The sequence below is a fragment of the Klebsiella sp. GFKo11 genome, from assembly GCF_056490265.1.
The window spans coordinates 566,518-591,666 of sequence record NZ_CM151369.1 but is presented as its reverse complement, the minus strand read 5'-3'; the positions used below and the strand labels follow the sequence as shown (position 1 = coordinate 591,666).

At 49.2% G+C, this 25,149-nt stretch carries 21 protein-coding genes, 3 tRNA genes and 4 rRNA genes; 13 read left to right on the top strand and 15 right to left on the bottom strand.

What is annotated here, in order from left to right; genetic code table 11:
* Window positions 1-20: 20 nt before the first annotated feature.
* Window positions 21-875, bottom strand: a complete 855-nt coding sequence (locus AC07P6_RS02830; RefSeq protein WP_304253787.1) for a tagatose bisphosphate family class II aldolase — start codon at window positions 873-875, stop codon at window positions 21-23.
* A 360-nt stretch (window positions 876-1,235) separates the two neighbouring features.
* Between AC07P6_RS02830 and AC07P6_RS02825 the strand changes: the two genes are divergently transcribed.
* The 8 genes from AC07P6_RS02825 (at window position 1,236) to fis (ending at window position 8,191) form a co-directional block, all read left to right on the top strand.
* Window positions 1,236-2,051: a DeoR/GlpR family DNA-binding transcription regulator gene (locus tag AC07P6_RS02825; RefSeq protein WP_304253788.1), complete on the top strand. Its 816-nt coding sequence runs from the start codon at window positions 1,236-1,238 to the stop codon at window positions 2,049-2,051.
* Between the two features lie 13 nt (window positions 2,052-2,064).
* Entirely contained in the window at window positions 2,065-3,024 is a 960-nt protein-coding gene (locus AC07P6_RS02820) for a sugar kinase (RefSeq protein WP_478315609.1), read from the top strand.
* A gap of 95 nt (window positions 3,025-3,119) precedes the next feature.
* Window positions 3,120-3,362, top strand: a complete 243-nt coding sequence (locus tag AC07P6_RS02815) for a YhdT family protein (RefSeq protein WP_112213515.1) — start codon at window positions 3,120-3,122, stop codon at window positions 3,360-3,362.
* Window positions 3,352-4,803 (top strand): sodium/pantothenate symporter, encoded by a 1,452-nt coding sequence (gene panF, locus AC07P6_RS02810; RefSeq protein WP_478315608.1) that lies wholly within the window; start codon window positions 3,352-3,354, stop codon window positions 4,801-4,803. Before AC07P6_RS02815 ends, panF begins: the two co-directional genes overlap by 11 nt.
* Window positions 4,804-4,814: 11 nt before the next feature.
* Window positions 4,815-5,696 (top strand): 50S ribosomal protein L11 methyltransferase, encoded by an 882-nt coding sequence (prmA, locus tag AC07P6_RS02805; protein ID WP_182235093.1) that lies wholly within the window; start codon window positions 4,815-4,817, stop codon window positions 5,694-5,696.
* Between the two features lie 139 nt (window positions 5,697-5,835).
* Window positions 5,836-6,576: a carbonic anhydrase gene (locus tag AC07P6_RS02800; RefSeq protein ID WP_478315607.1), complete on the top strand. Its 741-nt coding sequence runs from the start codon at window positions 5,836-5,838 to the stop codon at window positions 6,574-6,576.
* A 328-nt stretch (window positions 6,577-6,904) separates the two neighbouring features.
* Window positions 6,905-7,870, top strand: coding sequence for a tRNA dihydrouridine synthase DusB (dusB, locus tag AC07P6_RS02795; protein ID WP_112213512.1), 966 nt, complete (start codon window positions 6,905-6,907; stop codon window positions 7,868-7,870).
* A 24-nt stretch (window positions 7,871-7,894) separates the two neighbouring features.
* On the top strand, window positions 7,895-8,191 hold the full coding sequence (gene fis / locus AC07P6_RS02790) for a DNA-binding transcriptional regulator Fis (protein WP_003855228.1): 297 nt from the start codon (window positions 7,895-7,897) through the stop codon (window positions 8,189-8,191).
* A 76-nt stretch (window positions 8,192-8,267) separates the two neighbouring features.
* Here fis and envR read toward each other — a convergent pair whose 3' ends face one another.
* Window positions 8,268-8,915, bottom strand: coding sequence for an acrEF/envCD operon transcriptional regulator (gene envR / locus AC07P6_RS02785; protein ID WP_304253793.1), 648 nt, complete (start codon window positions 8,913-8,915; stop codon window positions 8,268-8,270).
* A 377-nt stretch (window positions 8,916-9,292) separates the two neighbouring features.
* Between envR and AC07P6_RS02780 the strand changes: the two genes are divergently transcribed.
* The 3 genes from AC07P6_RS02780 (at window position 9,293) to AC07P6_RS02770 (ending at window position 14,060) form a co-directional block, all read left to right on the top strand.
* Window positions 9,293-10,432, top strand: a complete 1,140-nt coding sequence (locus tag AC07P6_RS02780; RefSeq protein ID WP_478315606.1) for an efflux RND transporter periplasmic adaptor subunit — start codon at window positions 9,293-9,295, stop codon at window positions 10,430-10,432.
* A gap of 13 nt (window positions 10,433-10,445) precedes the next feature.
* Entirely contained in the window at window positions 10,446-13,556 is a 3,111-nt protein-coding gene (locus AC07P6_RS02775; RefSeq protein ID WP_478315604.1) for an efflux RND transporter permease subunit, read from the top strand.
* Between the two features lie 282 nt (window positions 13,557-13,838).
* The gene (locus AC07P6_RS02770) at window positions 13,839-14,060 is read left to right on the top strand and encodes a lipoprotein (protein WP_478315603.1); all 222 of its coding nucleotides are present in this window, start codon (window positions 13,839-13,841) and stop codon (window positions 14,058-14,060) included.
* A 238-nt stretch (window positions 14,061-14,298) separates the two neighbouring features.
* On the opposite strand, the gene rrf (AC07P6_RS02765) is transcribed toward AC07P6_RS02770, so the two are convergent.
* The 7 genes from rrf (AC07P6_RS02765) to AC07P6_RS02735 all read right to left on the bottom strand — a co-directional run bounded on the left by rrf (AC07P6_RS02765) (window position 14,299) and on the right by AC07P6_RS02735 (window position 19,711).
* Window positions 14,299-14,414 (bottom strand): 5S ribosomal RNA (gene rrf / locus AC07P6_RS02765).
* 38 nt (window positions 14,415-14,452) lie between these two features.
* Window positions 14,453-14,528: transfer RNA gene (locus AC07P6_RS02760), tRNA-Thr, on the bottom strand.
* 14 nt (window positions 14,529-14,542) lie between these two features.
* A 5S ribosomal RNA gene (rrf, locus tag AC07P6_RS02755) occupies window positions 14,543-14,658 on the bottom strand.
* A gap of 65 nt (window positions 14,659-14,723) precedes the next feature.
* Window positions 14,724-17,631 (bottom strand): 23S ribosomal RNA (locus AC07P6_RS02750).
* A 207-nt stretch (window positions 17,632-17,838) separates the two neighbouring features.
* A tRNA-Ala gene (locus AC07P6_RS02745) sits at window positions 17,839-17,914 on the bottom strand.
* A 109-nt stretch (window positions 17,915-18,023) separates the two neighbouring features.
* Window positions 18,024-18,100: transfer RNA gene (locus AC07P6_RS02740), tRNA-Ile, on the bottom strand.
* Between the two features lie 71 nt (window positions 18,101-18,171).
* A 16S ribosomal RNA gene (locus AC07P6_RS02735) occupies window positions 18,172-19,711 on the bottom strand.
* Together the 16S, 23S and 5S rRNA genes with 3 tRNA genes alongside form the textbook arrangement of a ribosomal RNA operon.
* A 470-nt stretch (window positions 19,712-20,181) precedes the next feature.
* Between AC07P6_RS02735 and AC07P6_RS02730 the strand changes: the two genes are divergently transcribed.
* Entirely contained in the window at window positions 20,182-20,736 is a 555-nt protein-coding gene (locus tag AC07P6_RS02730) for a gamma carbonic anhydrase family protein (RefSeq protein WP_182235098.1), read from the top strand.
* On the opposite strand, the gene AC07P6_RS02725 is transcribed toward AC07P6_RS02730, so the two are convergent.
* From AC07P6_RS02725 to dprA, 6 genes are read right to left on the bottom strand one after another with little or no spacing between them, the layout of a single operon-like run.
* Window positions 20,712-20,969 carry a DUF1488 family protein gene (locus AC07P6_RS02725; RefSeq protein WP_112217281.1) on the bottom strand — a complete coding sequence of 86 codons (258 nt, stop codon included), beginning with the start codon at window positions 20,967-20,969 and terminating at the stop codon, window positions 20,712-20,714. The two genes, AC07P6_RS02730 and AC07P6_RS02725, sit on opposite strands and share 25 nt — an antisense overlap.
* Complete coding sequence (aroE, locus tag AC07P6_RS02720; RefSeq protein ID WP_478315602.1) at window positions 20,966-21,784, bottom strand: shikimate dehydrogenase; 819 nt, start codon at window positions 21,782-21,784, stop codon at window positions 20,966-20,968. The genes AC07P6_RS02725 and aroE overlap by 4 nt, the downstream gene beginning before the upstream one ends.
* A gap of 3 nt (window positions 21,785-21,787) precedes the next feature.
* Window positions 21,788-22,360, bottom strand: coding sequence for an L-threonylcarbamoyladenylate synthase type 1 TsaC (gene tsaC / locus AC07P6_RS02715; RefSeq protein WP_434661318.1), 573 nt, complete (start codon window positions 22,358-22,360; stop codon window positions 21,788-21,790).
* A gap of 3 nt (window positions 22,361-22,363) precedes the next feature.
* Window positions 22,364-22,906, bottom strand: coding sequence for a DNA topoisomerase family protein (locus AC07P6_RS02710; RefSeq protein WP_142513300.1), 543 nt, complete (start codon window positions 22,904-22,906; stop codon window positions 22,364-22,366).
* A gap of 27 nt (window positions 22,907-22,933) precedes the next feature.
* Entirely contained in the window at window positions 22,934-23,407 is a 474-nt protein-coding gene (gene smg / locus AC07P6_RS02705) for a DUF494 family protein Smg (protein ID WP_004125874.1), read from the bottom strand.
* The gene (dprA, locus tag AC07P6_RS02700; RefSeq protein WP_478315601.1) at window positions 23,379-24,503 is read right to left on the bottom strand and encodes a DNA-protecting protein DprA; all 1,125 of its coding nucleotides are present in this window, start codon (window positions 24,501-24,503) and stop codon (window positions 23,379-23,381) included. Before dprA ends, smg begins: the two co-directional genes overlap by 29 nt.
* Window positions 24,504-24,634: 131 nt before the next feature.
* On the opposite strand from dprA, the gene def reads away from it, so the two are divergent.
* A complete protein-coding gene (def, locus tag AC07P6_RS02695; protein ID WP_112217276.1) occupies window positions 24,635-25,144 on the top strand; it encodes a peptide deformylase in 510 nt (169 codons plus the stop codon).
* Window positions 25,145-25,149: the final 5 nt, after the last annotated feature.

Below are 25,149 nucleotides of genomic sequence, written 5' to 3'. Positions count from 1 at the left end.
ATTTGTAGGGTTGCTTTATATTAGAGTTTACCTGCACTACCACACACGCCAATAATTCGGGTAACAACTTGTTTCATGGCGGCCTTTGCCGGCTGCATATAATGTCGTGGATCGTTAGCCGCTGGGTTATTATGAAAATGACTTTTTAATGCATCAGCAAAGGCTATTTTTAATTCTGTGGCGACGTTAACTTTACAGATGCCAAGTTGAATACATTTTTGTATATCTTGTTCTGCTAACCCGGACGCACCATGCAGAACCAAAGGTACTTCCACCTTATTGCGAATTTGCGCCAGGCGATCAAAATCCAGATGGGGCTCATGGACGTAAAGACCATGCGCCGTACCAATCGCCACAGCCAGTGAATCGATCTGCGTGCGCTGGACAAATTCCGCCGCGGCTTCAGGTGAGGTATAAGCAGAATCTTTTGCATCAACAATCAGATCATCCTCTTGTCCCCCAAGTCGCCCCAACTCTGCTTCAATGCTGACGTCATAAGCGTGGCAAAAAGACGTTACTTCTTTCACCAACGCAATATTCTTTTCAAAAGTTAGATGCGAACCATCAATCATCACTGAGCGGATACCGGCTCGCACTTTACTGAAAATATCGTCAGTATTTTCGTGATGATCGAGGTGCAGGACTAACGGAATGTCATATTCTTTCGCCAGCGACGCAGCCAGCGATACCAGATTCCCCACACCACCGTATTGATATGTCCCCGGCGTTCCTGCCAGCATAACCGGTGAACGAAACTCTGCCGCAGTTTCGACAACGACTTGTAGCGTTTCAAGATTGTGGATGTTAAACGCCGGAACGGCATACCCCTGCAGTTGGGCCTTCTTCAACAGATTCTTACTCGAAATAATGTACATCTCAGCTCCTGTTATTGCGCCTAAATCTTACAAAACGAAGATTAACTATTTCTTAATTTTCATTTTGAAAGAAAACTAGCACATCACCAGGGGAGAAAAGTGTGAAGTAGCTCTAATGGTGAAAAATAACTTACAAAATGTAATTTAAACATCAAGGTTATTTTCCAAATGAAAGTTATTCCATTCCAGCGCAGGAGATCGTTAAAAACCTTTTAACTCAATAAGTTATTTAATTATACACCGTACTAAACAGGTGCTTTCAACTGTCTTCAAGTTTCATGGTTACGATAAGGGTAACTTTCAAAGAAAAAGGCATAACGCTATAGTGTTAACTATTGCAGGCCAATTACGAGTGTTATCGTGCCCAGAAAATCATCTAATCTGCTGAAACGCAGGCTAAAAATCGCAGAAATCGTTAGTGCTCAGGGCGAAATTAAAGTTGACGATCTTTCGACTCAGCTTGGAGTCTCTGGTGTAACCATTCGCGGCGATCTGAGTTATCTGGAGCAGCAGGGCTATTTGAAACGTTCTTTCGGCGGCGCAATCTCAACACACCAGCTCCCGACAGAAGCTGAAGTTTCGTCACAAACAGCCAAACCATCCCAAGCATTGCAAATGGAGATCGCACGCCACAGTATGCGGTTGATACGCGATCGCGATACGCTGTTTCTCGGCCATGGCCCTCTCTGCCGTAGGGTTATCCCATTGCTTAACGGGCTGAAAAAAATTCGACTGATTACTAACGATCCTGAAAGCGCGATGCTGGCAAATCAGTTCATTGATGGGGAAATCATTCTTGCTGGCAGCGAAATGCTACGCCCTGAAGGAATTTTGGTGGGAAAATCTCTGGAGCAGATTTTTTTACATCACGCCATTACCCACAGCATTCTCGAAATAGATAGCGTTGACGCCGACGGTGCGCTGGGAATCGTGATACCCGAGCTGGTAACAGCCAGCCAACACTGCTTCGATAACTCTCACAGTAAAACTATTTTGCTAGCCACGGTAACAGGTGCAGCAACGGCTCCAATTGGTCATCTCAATCAGGTGGAAAATGTGATCGTCTGCGACAGTATTAGCAAGCAATATCAGCAACAATTACATGATGCGGATTTTGTTACTTTATATACAAATAATGAATGTTTAACCTGGTCTAATCACGAAAAAAATCAGTAATGAGAGGGCATTTGTGGCGCTAACTATCTGTACATTAGGCGAACTTCTGGTGGAGTTTTTATCCCGAAATCCACAGCAAAAATTCACCCGCCCCGGCGAATTTATTGGCCCATTTCCCAGCGGGGCTCCCGCTATTTTCGCCGCGCAAGTCGCCAAATTACAACACCGTGCGATTATTTTCGGCTGCGTGGGTAACGATGATTTTGGTCGGCTGAATATTGAACGGCTACGTCACGAGGGCGTCATTGTTGACGGCATTCACACTATGAATAACGCCGTTACAGGTACTGCATTTGTTAGCTACCATAGTCCCCAGGAACGTGATTTTATTTTTAATATTCCCGACAGCGCCTGCGGTCTATTTACAGATAAGCATATTGATAGAGAGTTGCTGCGACAGTGCGGTCATATCCACATCATGGGCTCATCGTTATTTTCGTTCCGTATGATCGATGCCACGCGTAAAGCGATGATGGCGATTAAAGCGTCAGGCGGTACTGTCTCTTTTGACCCCAACATCCGTAAAGAGATGCTTAATATTCCTGAAATGGAACAAGCTTTTGATTATTTAATTGAATATACAGACATTTTCTTACCCAGTGAAAGCGAACTTCCCTTTTTTTCCCGGCATAAAAACCTTAAAGAAGAGCAGATCATTAGTGATTTATTATCCGCCGGGGTAAAGCATGTGGTGGTCAAACGCGCGCAAAACGGGGCGAGCTACAATCGACTCGAAAACGGGAAACTGCAAACTTTGCACCTTCCGGGATATAGCGTGAACAACGTTGACCCTACCGGTGCTGGCGATTGTTTTGGCGCAACCTTCGTCACATTATTTCTTGCCGGAGTCCCTCCCGAAACTGCTCTGGACTATGCCAACGCCAGCGGTGCGCTCGCCGTCATGCAGCAGGGTCCAATGGAAGGGATATCATCTCTTGGCGAAATAGAGGATTTTCTGCGCAGCCAACGCTAACGGTAAATTTTTCCTGTCAGATTATTTTCCCCATCCAGCCTGTTGCCGTAGAATTGCCCGTTTCATGCATCCATACCATAAGGAAGACACCTTCCATGGACAAACGGTTTGTTCAGGCCCATAAAGAAGCGCGCTGGGCGCTGTGGCTGACCCTCCTCTATCTTGCTGCCTGGCTGGCTGGCGCCTATCTGCCAGGCGTGGGTATTGGTATAACCGGCCTGCCGCATTGGTTCGAAATGGCCTGTCTGCTGGTACCTCTGCTGTTTATCCTACTGTGTTGGGGAATGGTGCGTTTCATTTTCCGCGACATCTCTCTGGAGGATAACGATGCAGTTTGAAATCATCGTCGTCCTGCTTGCCTACCTGTGTTTGGTATTTGGGCTGTCGTTTTACGCGATGCGCAAACGCAGTAGCGGCAATTTTCTCAGCGAGTATTTTCTCGGGAGCCGTTCAATGGGTGGTTTCGTCCTCGCGATGACGCTGACGACCACCTATATCAGTGCCAGTTCATTTATTGGTGGACCGGGAGCCGCCTATAAATACGGGCTTGGCTGGGTGCTGCTGGCCATGATTCAGGTTCCGACAATCTGGCTCTCGCTCGGGATTCTCGGCAAGAAATTCGCTATCCTGGCGCGGCGTTACAACGCGATCACCCTGAACGATATGCTACAGGCGCGATACCAAAGTCGCGCGGTCGTATGGATAGCCAGCGTGAGCCTGCTGGTCGCTTTCGTCGGGGCGATTGCCGTGCAGTTTATCGGCGGTGCCCGACTGCTGGAGACAGCCGCCGGAATTAAGTATGAAAATGGACTGCTGATCTTTGGTATTACCATTGCGTTGTATACAGCCTTCGGCGGCTTTCGCGCCAGCGTCCTCAATGACACCATGCAGGGTATGGTAATGCTGATCGGCACAATCGTGCTGCTGGTTGGCGTCGTCCACACGGCTGGCGGTTTACATAATGCTGTAGATACGCTACAGCACATCGACCCGAAGCTGGTATCGCCACACGGTGCGGATGATATTCTCACCCCTGCCTTTATGATGTCCTTTTGGGTGCTGGTATGCTTCGGCGTTATCGGCCTGCCGCATACCGCCGTGCGCTGTATTTCCTATAAGGATAGTAAAGCCGTCCACCGCGGGATCATTATCGGTACCATTGTTGTCGCGATCCTAATGTTTGGTATGCATCTGGCCGGCGCGCTGGGAAGAGCAGTGCTGCCTGACCTGACCGTCCCGGATCAAGTGATCCCGACTCTGATGGTACAAGTCCTGCCGCCGTGGGCCGCAGGTCTGTTTCTGGCCGCACCAATGGCCGCAATCATGTCGAACGTTAACGCCCATTTATTGCAGGCATCGGCTACGATCATTAAAGATCTTTGGCTCAGCGCACAACCGGCAAAAAGACATAACGAGCAGAAGCTAAAGCAGATCTCAACGATCACTACGCTGGTACTAGGGATCCTGATGATGCTCGCCGCCTGGCGTCCGCCTGAGATGATCATCTGGCTCAACCTGCTGGCATTCGGTGGGCTTGAGGCAGTGTTCTTATGGCCACTGGTGCTGGGTCTGTACTGGGAACGTGCGAACGCCAAAGGCGCATTGAGCGCTATGATCGTCGGCGGCGTACTGTATGCCATACTCGCTACTTTTAATGTTCAGTATCTGGGGTTCCACCCGATCGTACCCTCGTTACTGCTAAGTTTGTTGGCTTTCCTGGTCGGAAACCGTTTTGGTTCCTCCGCCCCGCAAGCCGCCATATTGACTACTGATAAATAAAGAGTTCTGCCATGCCATGGATCCAACTGAAACTGAACACTACCGGTGCAAACGCGGAAGAACTGAGTGATGCCCTGATGGAAGCGGGCTCCGTTTCTATCACTTTCCAGGACACTCACGACACGCCGGTGTTTGAACCTTTGCCCGGTGAAACCCGCCTGTGGGGCGATACCGATGTTATTGGTCTGTTTGACGCAGAAACGGACATGAAAGAAGTGGTTGCACTTCTGGAACAGCATCCGCTTCTGGGTACCGGTTTCGTACATAAAATCGAACAGCTTGAAGACAAAGACTGGGAACGCGAATGGATGGATAACTTTCATCCCATGTGCTTCGGTAAGCGTCTGTGGATCTGCCCTAGCTGGCGCGATGTGCCGGATAAGAATGCCGTCAACGTAATGCTCGACCCGGGCCTGGCGTTTGGTACTGGTACGCATCCTACAACTGCAATGTGTCTACAGTGGCTGGATGGACTCGATCTCGAAGGCAAAACGATTATCGATTTTGGCTGCGGCTCCGGCATTCTGGCCATCGCTGCATTAAAACTGGGCGCAGCGAAAGCCATCGGTATTGATATTGACCCGCAGGCTATTCAGGCCAGCCGCGATAACGCCGAGCGTAATGGGGTTTCTGAGCGACTTGAACTCTATCTGCCGAAAGATCAGCCAGACGCCATGAAAGCCGATGTAGTGGTCGCAAACATTCTGGCCGGCCCTTTACGCGAGTTAGCTCCTCTTATCAGCGTGCTGCCAGTTACAGGCGGTCTGCTGGGCCTTTCCGGTATCCTTGCCAGCCAGGCTGAGAGCGTTTGTGAAGCCTACGCTGAGCTCTTTGACCTCGACCCAGTGGTGGAGAAAGAAGAGTGGTGCCGGATCACCGGTTGTAAAAAATAATCTTCTCTGTGGCCTCTCAGCAGGCCACATTTTTCCGCGTTTTCTGTGCAAAGCTCTCTGCCCTTCTGGGATAAAATCGCAATGTAACTCGCTGTAGTTACGAGATAAAAATAGCCATTTTATTCATTGGAAGAATGATATGAAAACAACGTTAGGCAAGGCGATACTCCTGGCATTAAGCATCATGCCCGTTACGGTTTTTGCTTCCCACTGGAGTTACGAAGGCGAAGGCTCTCCTGAGCACTGGGGTACGCTCAGCGAGGAGAATAAAACCTGTCAGACTGGCATGAATCAATCCCCTATCAACATCGATACAACGCTCACAGCACATCTCTCGCCGCTGGATGTCCACTATACCGATGGCCCGGTCACACTGATCAACAATGGCCATACGATTCAGGCGGGGTTAAAGACCACCACTGCGGATACCATCACGATTGACGGAACCCCATTTACGCTTCAGCAGTTCCATTTCCACGCTCCGAGCGAAAATACCATCCACGGCAAGCACTATGCGATGGAGATGCACCTGGTTCATAAGGACGCCAGGGGTGCCGTTACCGTTGTGGCCGCGATGTTTGATAAGGGTACAGCAAATGCAGAACTGGATAAGCTGTGGGCGGCCATGCCGGAGAATTCCGGGCAGGATACCAAAATCACCACGCAGATGGACCTCAACGCGCTTCTTCCTGCAGACAAGACATACTGGCGCTTCAGCGGTTCTCTGACCACACCGCCTTGTTCCGAAGGCGTCACCTGGATTGTCCTCAAACACCCCCTGACACTTTCTGCCGCACAGTTAGAAAAATTCAGCCATACCATGCATCACGATAACAATCGCCCGACACAGCCGCTAAATGGTCGCGTAGTCGTCGAGTAATCTTAAGATACGCTTCACGATCATGTTCTGAAAATGAGAGCATAGTCACATTAAGTTGGGATAATTTGCTGATTTATTCAGCAGATTATCTTGTCAGTCCGTGACCTGATGAAGAAAAAACGAGAAGTTACGCAAAATTATATGTGTAGATAAATTCAACGCAAACTCTTAATCCAATGATTTATATAGTTAATTATTCATAGTCGCTTAATTGTACAGCGATTCTTTGATCCATCTCAGTGGATTGGTTAAAGTTTGGCCTTTCATCTCATGCAAAAAATGCGTAATATACGCCGCCTTGCAGTCACATATGGTCATTTCTTAACTCATGCGTATCGGACAATACCAGCTCAGAAATCGCCTGATCGCAGCGCCAATGGCTGGCATTACTGACAGACCATTCAGGACGCTGTGCTACGAGATGGGAGCAGGATTGACCGTATCCGAGATGATGTCTTCTAACCCTCAGGTTTGGGAAAGTGACAAATCTCGTTTACGGATGGTACATGTTGATGAGCCCGGTATTCGTACCGTGCAAATCGCCGGTAGCGTGCCGGAAGAAATGGCTGCAGCCGCCCGAATTAACGTGGAAAGCGGTGCCCAAATTATTGATATCAATATGGGGTGCCCGGCTAAAAAGGTGAATCGTAAGTTTGCAGGTTCAGCCCTCTTGCAGTACCCCGATCAGGTTAAGTCAATCCTGACGACGGTCGTCAAGGCAGTGGACGTTCCCGTGACTCTCAAGATTCGCACCGGTTGGGAACCGGAACACCGTAACTGTGTAGAGATTGCCCAACTGGCTGAAGAATGTGGCATTCAGGCTCTGACTATTCACGGACGCACACGCGCCTGTTTGTTTAACGGAGATGCTGAGTACGACAGTATTCGGGCAGTTAAGCAGAAAGTTTCCATTCCGATTATCGCGAATGGTGACATTACTGACCCGCTTAAAGCCAGAGCTGTGCTCGACTATACGGGGGCTGATGCCCTTATGATAGGCCGCGCGGCTCAGGGAAGACCCTGGATCTTTCGGGAAATCCAGCACTATCTGGACACTGGAGAGCTGCTGCCCCCGCTGCCTTTGGCAGAGGTTAAGCGCTTGCTTTGTGCGCACGTTCGGGAACTGCATGACTTTTACGGTCAGGCAAAAGGGTACCGAATCGCGCGTAAACACGTATCCTGGTATCTCCAGGAGCACGCTCCAAATGACCAGTTTCGGCGCACATTCAACGCCATAGAAGATTCCAGCGAACAGCTGGCGGCGTTGGAGGCATACTTCGAAAATTTTGCGTAATAGAAATAAAGAGCTGACAGAACTATGTTCGAACAACGCGTAAATTCTGACGTACTGACCGTTTCTACCGTTAACTCTCAGGATCAGGTAACTCAAAAACCCCTGCGTGACTCGGTTAAACAGGCACTGAAGAACTATTTTGCTCAACTGAACGGTCAGGATGTGAGTGACCTGTATGAGCTGGTACTGGCTGAAGTAGAACAGCCCCTGTTGGACATGGTGATGCAATACACCCGTGGTAACCAGACGCGTGCTGCCCTGATGATGGGTATCAACCGTGGTACTCTGCGTAAGAAACTGAAAAAATACGGCATGAACTGATACTAGTCAGTTAACTGTATGATTAAAAAGGCGCTCTTCGGCATGGGGAAGCGCCTTTTTTATTTCCTCTGGTTTATCAATTTACAACCATCCGCAGCCCATTTGCGTGACTATTTACACCGCAAAGAGCCGACATAATATTATCCACTAAAGCGGGTGCCTGTTGATAAAGATCGAATTGTTCCGGCTCCATTAACCAGTTTTTGATAATACCAGTAAATACGCTGTGTAATACTATTAATGAAATTTCAACGTTTGTTTCAGCCGGTAATAATCTATTACTAAGACAGCGTTGTAAAACCCCACGAATAATAGGATAACTAAAACCAATTCTTTTACGAATCTCCGCCTCTGACATCATATCGCTGGAAAATTCGCATTTATGATACAGAATCTGCATCAACGCGCGCTGTCTAGGATTATCGGCAATATATTGCAAACCTGTAATAAATTTCGCCCGTAAATTGCCTAACGGATCCTGACTGTCTGTCGGAATTTGATGCTGAAGCAGATCTCGTAACGGTTGCTGTTGTTGCCACATCTCATTAAACAGTTCTGCTTTACTGGAGAAGTGCCAATACACCGCTCCCCTCGTCACGCCAGCGGCATCAGCGATGTCAGTTAGCGTGGTGTTGGTGACCCCACGCAGAGCGAATTGCTGAATGGCAGACTCAATCAGGAGCTGTCGCGTCTTTAACGCATCTTCTTTTGTTCTTCTTGGCATACGATGCTCCATTTAACGCCATATCTATAATAGAAAAATACCAGGATGCATATAAATCTAGCATCAGATAATCAATATTGTTTAGCAAAAACGCAGATAAGCAAAATCTCAAAAAGAAAATAATAAATACATAACTCAAATAATTAATAAGCACATTATTCACTGAGTGAATATCAATGTAAGCAAATTTTAATTTAAGGTCATTCTTAAATTAAAATGACTAGCGCTTTGCTTTTGCGTGCCTTGCTGATGGATAAAAAATAACTATTCCTTACATACCTCGTTTTTTATTTGTAGGATAACAAACCGCTTTTTTATCCATTATTTCTTTCACAGATTGGTTGCCAAACTCGGCCCGCAATCTATAAGGAACAGCAATGACGAGTCACGCCCGGGTTACACTTTTATCCAGCCTAATCATCTCTACCATCTTGCTTAGCGGTTGCGATAATTCAGGTGATCAACAACCGCATGCGCAGATACCTCAGGTTTCAGTCCATATTGTAAGCAGCGCGCCGCTGTCAGTGACCACGGAACTTCCGGGTCGAACATCGGCATACCGCGTTGCGGAAGTACGCCCGCAGGTTAGCGGGATTATTCTACAGCGTAATTTTGTCGAAGGTAGCGATGTCAATGCCGGGCAGTCTCTCTATCAAATCGACCCGGCGACTTATCAAGCCGCTTATAACAGCGCAAAAGGTGATGAAGCCAAAGCCGAAGCAGCAGCGGCTATCGCTCATCTGACAGTGAAACGCTACGCACCTCTTCTCGGAACACAATACATCAGCCAGCAGGAATACGATCAGGCTGTAGCGACCGCACGCCAGGCTGATGCCGATGTTATTGCCGCAAAAGCCGCCGTCGAAAGTGCGCGCATTAATCTGGCTTACACCAAAGTGACATCGCCAATCGGCGGCCGCATCGGTAAATCCAGCGTTACTGAAGGCGCCCTCGTGACCAATGGGCAGGCAGATGCAATGGCAACGGTACAGCAACTCGATCCGATTTATGTCGATGTCACCGAATCCAGTAATGATTTCATGCGTCTGAAACAGGAAAGCCTGCAGCACGGCAGCGATACCAAAAGCGTGCAGCTGATTATGGAAAACGGTCAACCTTACGCACTAAAAGGCACTCTGCAATTCTCCGACGTCACAGTGGATGAAAGCACTGGCTCAATTACGCTGCGAGCAATCTTTCCGAATCCACAACATTCGCTGCTGCCGGGGATGTTCGTCCGCGCCCGCATTGATGAAGGTGTAGCTCCGAATGCCATCCTGGTTCCTCAGCAGGGAGTTACCCGCACACCACGTGGTGATGCCAGCGTGATGATCGTTAATGACAAAAACCAGGTTGAAAGCCGCCAGGTTGCGACCTCACAGGCGATTGGCGATAAGTGGTTAATTACCAGCGGTCTTAAATCTGGTGAAAAAGTTATTGTCCGCGGTCTGCAGAAAGTTCGTCCCGGCGTCACAGTGAAGGCCGAAGTGGATACCGCGACATCCGTCGCGCAATAAGGTACGAATAACTATGTCTAAGTTTTTTATCCATCGACCGGTATTCGCCTGGGTGCTGGCCATCATTATGATGATTGCTGGCGGTCTCGCAATTATGCAACTGCCTATCGCACAATACCCGACGATCGCCCCGCCAGCTGTTGCCATCTCTGCGACCTACCCAGGTGCGGATGCGCAGACCGTGCAGGATACTGTGACTCAGGTTATCGAACAGAACATGAATGGTATCGATAACCTGATGTACATGTCCTCAACCAGTGATTCCGCAGGCGGCGTCACCATCACCTTGACCTTCACATCGGGTACAGATCCGGATATTGCGCAAGTCCAGGTACAAAATAAGCTCCAGCTCGCCACACCGCTGCTACCTCAGGAAGTGCAGCAACAGGGGATTAGCGTTGAGAAATCAAGCAGCAGTTTCCTGCTGGTTGCTGGATTCATCTCCGATAACACCAGCACTACTCAGGATGATATTTCTGACTACGTTGCATCAAACGTCAAAGATACTATTAGCCGACTTAACGGCGTTGGCGACGTACAGCTCTTCGGGGCCCAATATGCGATGCGTGTTTGGCTGGATGGCAACCTGCTGAATAAGTACAACCTGACGCCTGTTGATGTGATTAACCAGTTGCAGGTACAGAACGATCAGATTGCAGCAGGCCAACTTGGCGGAACGCCCGCTATTAAAGGCCAACAATTAAACGCGTCAATCATTGCTCAAACACGACTGAAAGACCCTGCAGAGTTTGGCAAGGTGACGCTACGGGTGAACGCTGACGGCTCAGTGGTTCATCTGAAAGACGTGGCTCGCATTGAGCTGGGCGGTGAAAACTATAACGTCGTCGCCAAAATTAACGGTAAACCAGCATCCGGGCTGGGGATTAAGCTTGCTACCGGCGCCAATGCCCTCGACACCGCTGCTGCGATTAAAGCAAAGCTTGCCGAACTACAACCCTACTTTCCGCAGGGCATGAAAGTCGTTTACCCTTACGACACCACACCGTTCGTGAAGATCTCTATTCATGAGGTGGTGAAGACGCTGTTTGAAGCGATTATTCTCGTCTTCCTGGTGATGTATCTGTTCCTCCAGAACATCCGTGCCACATTGATCCCCACCATTGCGGTTCCTGTCGTCTTGCTTGGCACATTCGCCGTGCTGGCTACCTTTGGCTATTCCATCAACACGCTAACGATGTTCGGTATGGTGCTGGCAATAGGATTGCTGGTCGATGATGCCATCGTGGTGGTGGAAAACGTCGAGCGCGTGATGGTAGAAGAGAGGCTATCCCCAAAAGAAGCGACAGAAAAATCAATGTCACAAATTCAGGGGGCACTAGTTGGTATAGCCATGGTGCTATCGGCAGTTTTTGTTCCCATGGCCTTCTTTGGCGGTTCTACGGGCGCGATTTATCGCCAATTCTCCATCACTATCGTCTCAGCGATGGCGCTATCCGTGTTGGTTGCACTGATTCTGACACCTGCACTTTGCGCCACTTTATTGAAACCCGCCTCCGCCGATCATCATGAGAAGAAAGGTTTTTTTGGCTGGTTTAATGCGAAATTTGACCGTAGTGTCAACCACTACACCAACAGCGTCAGCGGGATACTACGCTGTACCGGGCGCTATCTCATCATCTATCTGCTGATTGTCATTGGCATGGCTGTACTGTTTATGCGTCTGCCAACCTCCTTTTTACCGGATGAGGATCAGGGGGTATTTATGACCATGATTCAACTTCCATCCGGCGCGACGCAAGAACGTACACAGAAGGTCCTCGATACCGTTACCGACTACTATCTGCATAAAGAGAAGGCGAATGTTGAAAGCGTCTTTACCGTTAACGGTTTTAGCTTTAGCGGCCAGGGACAAAACTCCGGTATGGCATTTGTCAGTCTGAAGCCATGGGAGGAGCGCAGTGGTTCGGAGAATGGGGTTGAAGCAATTATCAAGCGAGCCACGGCCGCTTTCAGCCAGATTAAAGACGCCATGGTTTTCCCATTCAATCTCCCCGCAATTATTGAGTTGGGCACCGCGACAGGCTTCGACTTTGAGCTTATCGACCAGGGTAACCTTGGTCATAGCGCGTTGACTCAAGCACGAAATCAGTTGCTTGGTATGGTAAGAGAACATCCGGATCAGTTAGTGCGCGTACGACCAAATGGGCTTGAAGATACTCCGCAATTTAAGCTCGATGTTGATCAGGAGAAAGCCCAGGCACTGGGTATTTCACTATCTGATATCAATGAAACCATTTCCGCAGCACTAGGTGGCTATTACGTTAATGATTTTATTGACCATGGTAGAGTTAAAAAAGTCTATGTTCAGGCTGACGCCCATTTCCGTATGTTGCCGAGCGACATCAACAGTATGTACGTCCGTAGTGCTAATGGCGAAATGGTACCATTCTCAGCTTTTGTAACCTCACACTGGGTTTATGGTTCTCCGCGCCTGGAGCGTTATAACGGCTTACCTTCGATGGAAATTCTGGGTGAAGCCGCTCCGGGCAAAAGTACCGGGGATGCAATGATTTTGATGGAACAACTAGCCAACAAACTGCCTACTGGTATTGGCTTCGACTGGACAGGAATGTCTTATCAGGAACGCTTATCCGGTAATCAGGCGCCTGCTTTATATGCAATTTCGCTAATAGTGGTTTTCCTGTGCCTTGCCGCACTCTATGAAAGCTGGTCTATTCCATTCTCAGTGATGTTAGTCGTCCCGTTAGGAGTTGTCGGGGCATTATTAGCAGCCTCATTACGTGGGCTTAATAATGACGTTTATTTTCAGGTAGGTTTATTAACGACGATCGGTCTCTCTGCCAAAAACGCTATTCTTATTGTCGAATTTGCGAAAGACCTTATGGATAAAGAAGGGAAGGGAATCATTGAAGCAACGCTCGAAGCATCTCGTATGCGTTTACGCCCTATCTTAATGACCTCATTGGCCTTTATTCTTGGTGTACTGCCCTTGGTTATTAGCCATGGGGCAGGCAGCGGGGCACAAAACGCCGTGGGTACGGGAGTTATGGGAGGAATGTTGACAGCAACGTTGCTGGCTATCTTCTTCGTACCGGTATTCTTTGTTGTCGTAAGACGCCGCTTTACTAAGCATATCGAGTAAGTCTCTCTTTCCAAAGGCGCCATTCTGGCGCCTTTTTTATGCCTGAAGTTTTTGATCATCCCGATAAAAATCAACGTGTTTATTATTCTTTAAAAGATCGCACGTTATTCAACGTGCCATATTATGACGACATAATCGCGTAAGTTTCTTCACGATATTTACGTTGCTCATAAATTGAGATTATTTACCCTACCCATCCTCAGTATTACCGATGATAAAATAGGCTATTCCGTAATGTATGGGTTCCCATTACAGCGAAACGGATTATTTAGAGGTAATATCATGAAAAAATTCGTTTTAGTCGCATTGCTGACAACGCTTCTCGCTGGTTGTGCACATGATTCTCCGTGCGTACCTGTCTATGACTCCGAAGGCAGATTAGTACACACTAATACCTGTATGAAAGGAACGACTCAGGACAACTGGGAAACCGCGGGCGCTATTGCCGGAGGCGCGGCTGCAATTGCAGGCTTGACGCTTGGCATTGTCGCACTAACTCGCTAATCACTTACAATCCCCGCTATGCACTGGTACCGGAGCTAATCCCGGTACCGTTTTTCGGCAAGATACACCCAATATACTTAAGTTACTGCACAATGCTCTGTTCTCTGTGATTTGAATAGCGCTGGCCACTAACGACATAAACCGAAGCTGAATTGAGTACACAGCGCGAATTAATATTTTCATGCGATTAGAAACGCAAAAAGCCCATCCTGACGGATGGGCTTTTCACTTATTTGGTGCCTGGCAATGCCCTACTCTCACATGGGGAGACCCCACACTACCATCGGCGCTACGGCGTTTCACTTCTGAGTTCGGCATGGGGTCAGGTGGGACCACCGCGCTATCGTTGCCAGGCAAATTCTTTTCAAATCGCCGAACTTTAACCTAAAAACTGGTGCTGATACCCAGAGTCGAACTGGGGACCTCACCCTTACCAAGGGTGCGCTCTACCAACTGAGCCATATCAGCACACTAAATTTGATGCCTGGCAGTTCCCTACTCTCACATGGGGAGACCCCACACTACCATCGGCGCTACGGCGTTTCACTTCTGAGTTCGGCATGGGGTCAGGTGGGACCACCGCGCTATCGCCGCCAGGCAAATTCTGTTTATCTGTATCAAGCTGAAATTCTCTCAATTCCGCCAAAACATCTTCGGCGTTGTAAGGTTAAGCCTCACGGTTCATTAGTACCGGTTAGCTCAACGTATCGCTACGCTTACACACCCGGCCTATCAACGTCGTCGTCTTCAACGTTCCTTCAGGACTCTCAAGGAGTCAGGGAGAACTCATCTCGGGGCAAGTTTCGTGCTTAGATGCTTTCAGCACTTATCTCTTCCGCATTTAGCTACCGGGCAATGCCATTGGCATGACAACCCGAACACCAGTGATGCGTCCACTCCGGTCCTCTCGTACTAGGAGCAGCCCCCCTCAATTCTCCAGCGCCCACGGCAGATAGGGACCGAACTGTCTCACGACGTTCTAAACCCAGCTCGCGTACCACTTTAAATGGCGAACAGCCATACCCTTGGGACCTACTTCAGCCCCAGGATGTGATGAGCCGACATCGAGGTGCCAAACACCGCCGTCGATATGAACTCTTGGGCGGTATCAGCCTGTTATCCCCGGAGTACCTTTTATCCGTTGAGCGATGGCCCTTCCATTCAGAACCACCGGATCACTATGACCTGCTTTCGCACCTGCTCGCGCCGTCACGCTCGCAGTCAAGCTAGCTTATGCCATTGCACTAACCTCCTGATGTCCGACCAGGATTAGCTAACCTTCGTGCTCCTCCGTTACTCTTTAGGAGGAGACCGCCCCAGTCAAACTACCCACCAGACACTGTCCGCAACCCGGATTACGGGTCCACGTTAGAACACCAGCCATTAAAGGGTGGTATTTCAAGGATGGCTCCATGCAGACTGGCGTCCACACTTCAAAGCCTCCCACCTATCCTACACATCAAGGACCAGTGTTCAGTGTCAAGCTATAGTAAAGGTTCACGGGGTCTTTCCGTCTTGCCGCGGGTACACTGCATCTTCACAGCGAGTTCAATTTCACTGAGTCTCGGGTGGAGACAGCCTGGCCATCATTACGCCATTCGTGCAGGTCGGAACTTACCCGACAAGGAATTTCGCTACCTTAGGACCGTTATAGTTACGGCCGCCGTTTACCGGGGCTTCGATCAAGAGCTTCTCCTTACGGATAACCCCATCAATTAACCTTCCGGCACCGGGCAGGCGTCACACCGTATACGTCCACTTTCGTGTTTGCACAGTGCTGTGTTTTTAATAAACAGTTGCAGCCAGCTGGTATCTTCGACTGATTTCAGCTCCGTGAGCAAGTCACTTCACCTACCATCAGCGTGCCTTCTCCCGAAGTTACGGCACCATTTTGCCTAGTTCCTTCACCCGAGTTCTCTCAAGCGCCTTGGTATTCTCTACCTGACCACCTGTGTCGGTTTGGGGTACGATTTGATGTTACCTGATGCTTAGAGGCTTTTCCTGGAAGCAGGGCATTTGTTACTTCAGCACCGTAGTGCCTCGTCATCACACCTCAGCGTTGAATGACGTTCCGGATTTACCTGGAACATCCGCCTACATGCTTAAACCGGGACAACCGTCGCCCGGCTAACATAGCCTTCTCCGTCCCCCCTTCGCAGTAACACCGAGTACAGGAATATTAACCTGTTTCCCATCGACTACGCCTTTCGGCCTCGCCTTAGGGGTCGACTCACCCTGCCCCGATTAACGTTGGACAGGAACCCTTGGTCTTCCGGCGAGCGGGCTTTTCACCCGCTTTATCGTTACTTATGTCAGCATTCGCACTTCTGATACCTCCAGCAACCCTCACAGGCCACCTTCAACGGCTTACAGAACGCTCCCCTACCCAACAACGCATAAGCGTCGCTGCCGCAGCTTCGGTGCATGGTTTAGCCCCGTTACATCTTCCGCGCAGGCCGACTCGACCAGTGAGCTATTACGCTTTCTTTAAATGATGGCTGCTTCTAAGCCAACATCCTGGCTGTCTGTGCCTTCCCACATCGTTTCCCACTTAACCATGACTTTGGGACCTTAGCTGGCGGTCTGGGTTGTTTCCCTCTTCACGACGGACGTTAGCACCCGCCGTGTGTCTCCCGTGATAACATTCTTCGGTATTCGTAGTTTGCATCGGGTTGGTAAGTCGGGATGACCCCCTAGCCGAAACAGTGCTCTACCCCCGAAGATGAGTTCACGAGGCGCTACCTAAATAGCTTTCGGGGAGAACCAGCTATCTCCCGGTTTGATTGGCCTTTCACCCCCAGCCACAAGTCATCCGCTAATTTTTCAACATTAGTCGGTTCGGTCCTCCAGTTAGTGTTACCCAACCTTCAACCTGCCCATGGCTAGATCACCGGGTTTCGGGTCTATACCCTGCAACTTAACGCCCAGTTAAGACTCGGTTTCCCTGCGGCTCCCCTATACGGTTAACCTTGCTACAGAATATAAGTCGCTGACCCATTATACAAAAGGTACGCAGTCACCCAACAAGTGGGCTCCTACTGCTTGTACGTACACGGTTTCAGGTTCTGTTTCACTCCCCTCGCCGGGGTTCTTTTCGCCTTTCCCTCACGGTACTGGTTCACTATCGGTCAGTCAGGAGTATTTAGCCTTGGAGGATGGTCCCCCCATATTCAGACAGGATACCACGTGTCCCGCCCTACTCTTCGAGTTCACAGCCTGTGCGTTTTTGTGTACGGGAGTATCACCCTGTACCCTGCGACTTTCCAGACGCTTCCACTAACACACAAACTGATTCAGACTCTGGGCTCCTCCCCGTTCGCTCGCCGCTACTGGGGGAATCTCGGTTGATTTCTTTTCCTCGGGGTACTTAGATGTTTCAGTTCCCCCGGTTCGCTTCGTTAAGCTATGTATTCACTTAACGATAGTGTGACGGATCACACTGGGTTTCCCCATTCGGAAATCGTCGGTTATAACGGTTCATATCACCTTACCGACGCTTATCGCAGATTAGCACGTCCTTCATCGCCTCTGACTGCCAGGGCATCCACCGTGTACGCTTAGTCGCTTAACCTCACAACCCGAAGATGTTTCGTAAAACACTTCGTGCTGCAAAAATTTGAGAGACTCGAACACACCGTCATGCTGTTCTTATTTACGGAGAACAGACGCAGCGTGTCGTTTCAATTTTCAGCTTGATCCAGATTTTTAAAGAGCAAAACTTCGCAGTGCACCTTTTCAGGTACACTCTGAAGTTTTCTTGTTTTTTGCAGTAAAAGGATGGTGGAGCTATGCGGGATCGAACCGCAGACCTCCTGCGTGCAAGGCAGGCGCTCTCCCAGCTGAGCTATAACCCCATCGTAAAAACTTATCTCTGTACCGATAATTTGTCCTGAGACAAGGCGTGGAATGACGAAGCATACTGACGTATGCGAGTCGTTTCACAACACAGTATCAGGGCAAATTTGGTAGGCCTGAGTGGACTTGAACCACCGACCTCACCCTTATCAGGGGTGCGCTCTAACCACCTGAGCTACAAGCCTGCAGAGATTTTTTACTGCTAATTTTTCATCAGACAATCTGTGTGAGCACTACAAAGGCAGGTTCTTTAAGGTAAGGAGGTGATCCAACCGCAGGTTCCCCTACGGTTACCTTGTTACGACTTCACCCCAGTCATGAATCACAAAGTGGTAAGCGCCCTCCCGAAGGTTAAGCTACCTACTTCTTTTGCAACCCACTCCCATGGTGTGACGGGCGGTGTGTACAAGGCCCGGGAACGTATTCACCGTGGCATTCTGATCCACGATTACTAGCGATTCCGACTTCACGGAGTCGAGTTGCAGACTCCGATCCGGACTACGACATACTTTATGAGGTCCGCTTGCTCTCGCGAGGTCGCTTCTCTTTGTATATGCCATTGTAGCACGTGTGTAGCCCTACTCGTAAGGGCCATGATGACTTGACGTCATCCCCACCTTCCTCCAGTTTATCACTGGCAGTCTCCTTTGAGTTCCCGGCCGGACCGCTGGCAACAAAGGATAAGGGTTGCGCTCGTTGCGGGACTTAACCCAACATTTCACAACACGAGCTGACGACAGCCATGCAGCACCTGTCTCAGAGTTCCCGAAGGCACCAAAGCATCTCTGCTAAGTTCTCTGGATGTCAAGAGTAGGTAAGGTTCTTCGCGTTGCATCGAATTAAACCACATGCTCCACCGCTTGTGCGGGCCCCCGTCAATTCATTTGAGTTTTAACCTTGCGGCCGTACTCCCCAGGCGGTCGACTTAACGCGTTAGCTCCGGAAGCCACTCCTCAAGGGAACAACCTCCAAGTCGACATCGTTTACAGCGTGGACTACCAGGGTATCTAATCCTGTTTGCTCCCCACGCTTTCGCACCTGAGCGTCAGTCTTTGTCCAGGGGGCCGCCTTCGCCACCGGTATTCCTCCAGATCTCTACGCATTTCACCGCTACACCTGGAATTCTACCCCCCTCTACAAGACTCTAGCCTGCCAGTTTCGAATGCAGTTCCCAGGTTGAGCCCGGGGATTTCACATCCGACTTGACAGACCGCCTGCGTGCGCTTTACGCCCAGTAATTCCGATTAACGCTTGCACCCTCCGTATTACCGCGGCTGCTGGCACGGAGTTAGCCGGTGCTTCTTCTGCGAGTAACGTCAATCACTGCGGTTATTAACCACAATGCCTTCCTCCTCGCTGAAAGTACTTTACAACCCGAAGGCCTTCTTCATACACGCGGCATGGCTGCATCAGGCTTGCGCCCATTGTGCAATATTCCCCACTGCTGCCTCCCGTAGGAGTCTGGACCGTGTCTCAGTTCCAGTGTGGCTGGTCATCCTCTCAGACCAGCTAGGGATCGTCGCCTTGGTGAGCCGTTACCTCACCAACAAGCTAATCCCATCTGGGCACATCTGATGGCATGAGGCCCGAAGGTCCCCCACTTTGGTCTTGCGACGTTATGCGGTATTAGCTACCGTTTCCAGTAGTTATCCCCCTCCATCAGGCAGCTTCCCAGACATTACTCACCCGTCCGCCGCTCGTCACCCGAGAGCAAGCTCTCTGTGCTACCGCTCGACTTGCATGTGTTAGGCCTGCCGCCAGCGTTCAATCTGAGCCATGATCAAACTCTTCAATTTAAGTTTGATGCTCGTGAATTAAACTTCGTAATGAATTACGTATGTTCACTCAGAGACTTGGTATTCATTTTTCGTCTTGCGACGTTAAGAATCCATGTCACTTTGAGTGCCCACACAGATTGTCTGATAAATTGTTAAAGAGCAGTGCAACGCGGCTTTCGCTCACCGTTGCGAGGTGGCGTATATTACGCTTTCCTCTTTCAGAGTCAACCTCTTATTTTCAGGTTTTCTCTTCAACCGACCCGGCTGTTTGTGTGAAGTGATTCACATCTGCCGTGTCAGTGGGAGCGCATTATAGGGATCCCATCTTTTTGCACAAGCCTTTTTTAGATCTTTTTTTCCAAATGATGTTTTTTCACCCTTTTCGCAGGGTTTATACTCAATTCGCCTAATTTTTACCACGCCAAAGGGTTGCAGATGGTCCCAAAAGCTACCAAAGTCTCTTCATCCCCTGGTTTATTGAGGTAAGCATGCCTGTGAATCTACGTCGTTATAAAGATTTATCCCCGAAAATAGGTCAAAACGTGATGATCGACACCAGTAGCGTGGTGATCGGCGATGTCAGAATTGATGATGATGTCAGTATTTGGCCAATGGTCACAATTCGCGGTGATGTGAATTATGTGGAAATAGGCGCGCGCACCAACATTCAGGACGGCAGCGTCTTACATGTCACTCATAAGTCTTCATATAATCCACATGGCAATCCACTGATTATTGGCGATGATGTGACCGTTGGTCATAAAGTTATGCTGCACGGCTGCACTATAGCTAACCGCGTGCTGGTTGGTATGGGGTCGATTGTACTGGATGGTGTCATTGTGGAGGATGACGTCATGATTGGTGCCGGTAGTCTGGTTCCACAAAACAAACGTCTGGAAAGCGGCTACCTTTATTTTGGCAACCCGGTTAAACAAATACGCCCCCTCACGGAGGCGGAAATTGTGGGGCTAAGGTATTCAGCAAACAACTATGTGAAATGGAAAAATGATTATCTGGCTCAGGAAAACCAGACCCATCCTTGAGCGTCTTCTTGCTGGTCGCAGATTAATTCGTGGGCTTCCTCTTCCAGATCCCAACGATGCTCACGAAATGCGGCCAGGCACAGTTCGGGATCTTCGTCACCAAAACGTTGCTGAAGCGTTGTTAGCTTTATGGCACAGATCAGTTGCATACCGTTAACTAATGCTGGAAAAGCGATACACTGACGCTCGTCATCCCATACTTCCCTGTCGGGAAATTGAATAGCCTGGTTCACGTGTTCAATTCCTCATGCAAAGCCAGAATTACAGGGGCAATTTCCGGCAGAACACCGTGCCACAATAGTACTGAGTGTGCGGCCTGTGCCACCAGCATTCCCAGCCCATCTGCACATCTTTTAGTACCATGTTGCTGACACCAACGTAAAAATGGCGTGCAACCTTTCTGATAAAACATGTCATAGCAATAGACATAAGTGTTGATTAGCGAAACGGGGATAGCAGGGACTTCTCCTTCAATACCGCTAGATGTGGCATTAATGATGAGATCAAACACCTGACCATTTAATGCTTCTATATCCAGAGCACGGACGCTGCCAGTATGAGCAAACAGCGTTGCCAGTTCATGCGCACGCGAAAATGTACGATTCACAATAGTGACAGCGCAATCCAGCGATAAAAGAGGCAGCAATACGCCACGTGAAGCACCACCTGCACCAATAAGCAGAACCCGAAAACCAGGTTTAATGAAATCGAGTCGTTCTAAATCACTCAGTAGCCCCACGCCATCGGTGTTGTCCCCCAGCAACCGGCCATCCTCCAGCCGTTTAAAGGTATTAACAGCACCGGCCAGTGCCGCGCGTTCGGTTAACTCATCTGCTCGCGCGAAAGCCTCTTCTTTGAAAGGAACGGTGACGTTAGCTCCCTTGCCACCATCACCAAAAAAAGCGTTAAGAGTATTTACGAAATCATCAAGGGGAGCCAGGACTCGCCCATATGGATGCGTAATCTGCAGCTGCTTCGCAAAGAGCTGATGAATAGATGGTGACTTGCTATGAGCAATCGGGTGTCCAAATACTGCGTAGGTTTCCATAAGTTATCCTTGGCGGAAGAGTTCGCCCGTCAAGGCATCACGTATTTCAGAAGGATTCTGACGCCCACCGGTTACCCCATCAACTACCGGGAAGCTAGCGCCAAACTGCGCATAAACCTCAGCAGTCGTACGGCAAGGTGGCTCACCAGATAAATTGGCGCTAGTAGAAACCAATGGTTTACCGTAAGCCTCACATAACTCAACTACCTGCGGGTGATCCGTTACTCGCACTGCCAGAGAATCGAAACGGCCGGTCAACCAACGGGGTGTAGAATTGAGAGCAGGGAATACAAAGGTCACCGGCCCAGGCCAGCAGGAAAAAATAGCAGCACGCCGCTCATCGCTAAGTTGTGAATCATCAATATAAGGTTTGAGCTGTTCAAAGTTAGCGGCGATTAGAATCAGTCCTTTATCAACCGGTCGCTGTTTAAGCGCCAACAAATGCATGACAGCTTTTTCGCTATCGGGATCACAGCCGACGCCAAAAACAGCTTCCGTAGGATAGGCGATGACAAGTTCATTGTTCAGGACCGAAACTGCATGTGCGATGGTTTCTGAGAGCAGGTTATTATTCACTGATTATTCCGCCGGTGTCGGCTTTCCACATTGTTTGCTGGCACAAAAACGCTTTACGCCCTGCACCGTTTTCTTTTCGATTAGTAGAGGGTAATGACACTCTGGGCACTCACCCGCCACTGGCTTAAAATTAATGACGAACTGACAATCAGGGTAGCGATCGCAGGAATAAAAGTTTTTTCCGAAACGTGAACGACGTTGGACCAGATGTCCCTGACTACACTGCGGGCAGGCTATTGCAGTCTCATCAGGTTTATCAATGAGTTCAGTATGCTCACATTCTGGATAGTTGCTACAACCAATAAACATACCAAAACGTCCTTGCCGCAGTACCAATATGGCGCCGCAAGACGGACACACCTGACCCTCCAGAACTTTGACAATATGCCCGTCCGCCTGATTCTTCAGGGAACGGACATAATCACAGTCCGGATAATGTGAACAGCCGAGAAAAGGCCCATGTTTCCCAGAACGTATTACAAGTTCAGCCCCACACTGGGGGCAAGGCTCGTTTTTACGCACCGAAAACAGTGCTGATTTGGTCATAACAACTCTAGTGTCGCTGCGAAAAGATTAATGCAGCATACCTTCATTTACTTCGAAGAGTAATTCTTCCATTTGCTGATAGGCGTTTTCGCAGCCCGGAATATTAAACAGCACCATCAGGATGACCCACTTCAGATCCTCCAAATCGAACTCTGCCGTATCCAGCGCCAGTACGCGTTCTATCACCATTTCCCGCGTTTCGAGGTTCAACACCTGAATTTGCTCAAGGAATAATAAGAATCCTCGGCAGCTCGCATCCAAACGCTGACACTCCTCATCGGTATATACTCGTAAGGAGAGTGGGTCAGAAGCAAGCTGCATGGGCGCAACAAGGCCCTCTTGATAGTCAGCCAGTTTCTCGAGCCACATCAGCGCGTTATAGATGTCCTCCCGTTCAAAACCAGCATCGGTAAGATCCCGAGTCAGTTTATCCTGGTCCACTCGCATTTCTGCTTCGTTATGGATGTAAGTCTCAAACAAATACATGAGTACGTCGAACATGGCTTGCCCTCCTTAATCGGACATAGCCGCCGGGTACAGCTGCGATCCAGCCTGCTAACTCCAGTTCAAGTAGCTGAGCTACGGTCACTGGCACAGATTGGCCGGCACGTTCAGCGACAACGTCAACAGGTGTTACCTCATCTCCTACGTTAGCCAGGAGCTCTGGAAATGGCAATGCTACAGGTGGCTGATTGTCGCAATTATTTACGTTATCAGGCTCATCGAAGACCCATAGCAGCTCATGCTGCCAATATTCAACTATATCTTCCGGTGCGGTAACTGGAATGGCTCCTTGCTTGATAAGCCAATGTGGACCTTCGGAACCAGGACTACCAATAGGTCCGGGTAATGCGAAGACTTCCCTTCCCTGTTCCAGAGCACAGCGAACAGTCACTAATGAGCCACTTTTTAATGCTGCCTCGATAACCAATACGCCAACACTTAATCCACTGATAATCCGGTTACGACGGGGAAAGTTGCCCGGTAATGGGGGAGTAAAAAGAGGAAATTCGGAGAGTACAACGCCTCCACTGCTAGTTATCTGTTCTGCTAATGCTTGATGGCGGCGAGGATAAATCTCTCTTAAACCATTCCCTAAAACGGCAACGGTTTTTCCTTGCCCCTCCAGTGCACCACGATGAGCTATACCATCAATACCTAAAGCCAATCCGCTAGTGATCGTAATGCCATAGCGAACTAAAACCTCACAAAACATTTTCCCCCAACGAGCGCCATACCATGAATGCGCGCGACTGCCCACTACGGCTAACTGTCGGCTGCTCAGTAATATCGGATCACCACAAGCTAAAAGTGCGCCAGGATAGTCCACAATTGCTCGTAGCTGGGGAGGATAGAGAGGATCGTCAGCAGTGAGTAGATAACAATTTGGTCGTTCCAGCCATTGCAGTGTTGTATCAATCTCACGTTGATTAATTCCAAGAAAATGTTTCGATTGCACCTTATTCAAACCGCAGGCATTCAAACTCTCATGATCTATTGTTGGGATTGAACATAACTGATGAGCAACCATCACCATTTCGTCGCCATACAGGCTGCTCACTTTCATCAGGCGTAACCAAATTTCTGTAGGCGTCATCCCTATCCCCCTCTGCCATAAGCGGCTTTAGCAATCTTTGCGATTGGACAGCGAGACTGTCAATTGCGGGGGGTTTTGTCTAGAATAGAGCTAATAATCTTATCAACTCCTGAATACAACTCTGGATCTTTATGGCAGTTTTGCAAGTGTTACATATTCCGGACGAGCGCCTTCGCAAAGTCGCTGAGCCGGTCAAAGAAGTGAATGCGGAAATTCAGCGTATCGTCGATGATATGTTCGAGACAATGTACGCTGAGGAAGGCATTGGTCTGGCCGCTACGCAGGTGGACATCCATCAGCGTATTATTGTTATTGATGTGTCAGAGAACCGAGAAGAGCGTCTGGTGTTAATTAATCCAGAATTGCTGGAAAAAGACGGTGAAACTGGGATTGAGGAAGGCTGCCTTTCCATTCCTGAGCAGCGTGCGTTGGTACCACGTGCCGAAAAAGTAAGGATTCGGGCACTGGATCGTGAAGGTAAGCCGTTTGAACTGTCAGCCGATGGTTTACTGGCTATTTGTATCCAACATGAAATGGATCATCTAGTAGGCAAACTATTTATTGATTATCTGTCCCCGCTTAAGCAACAGCGTATCCGCCAGAAAGTTGAAAAACTGGATCGCCTGAACGCACGAGCCTGAAGACA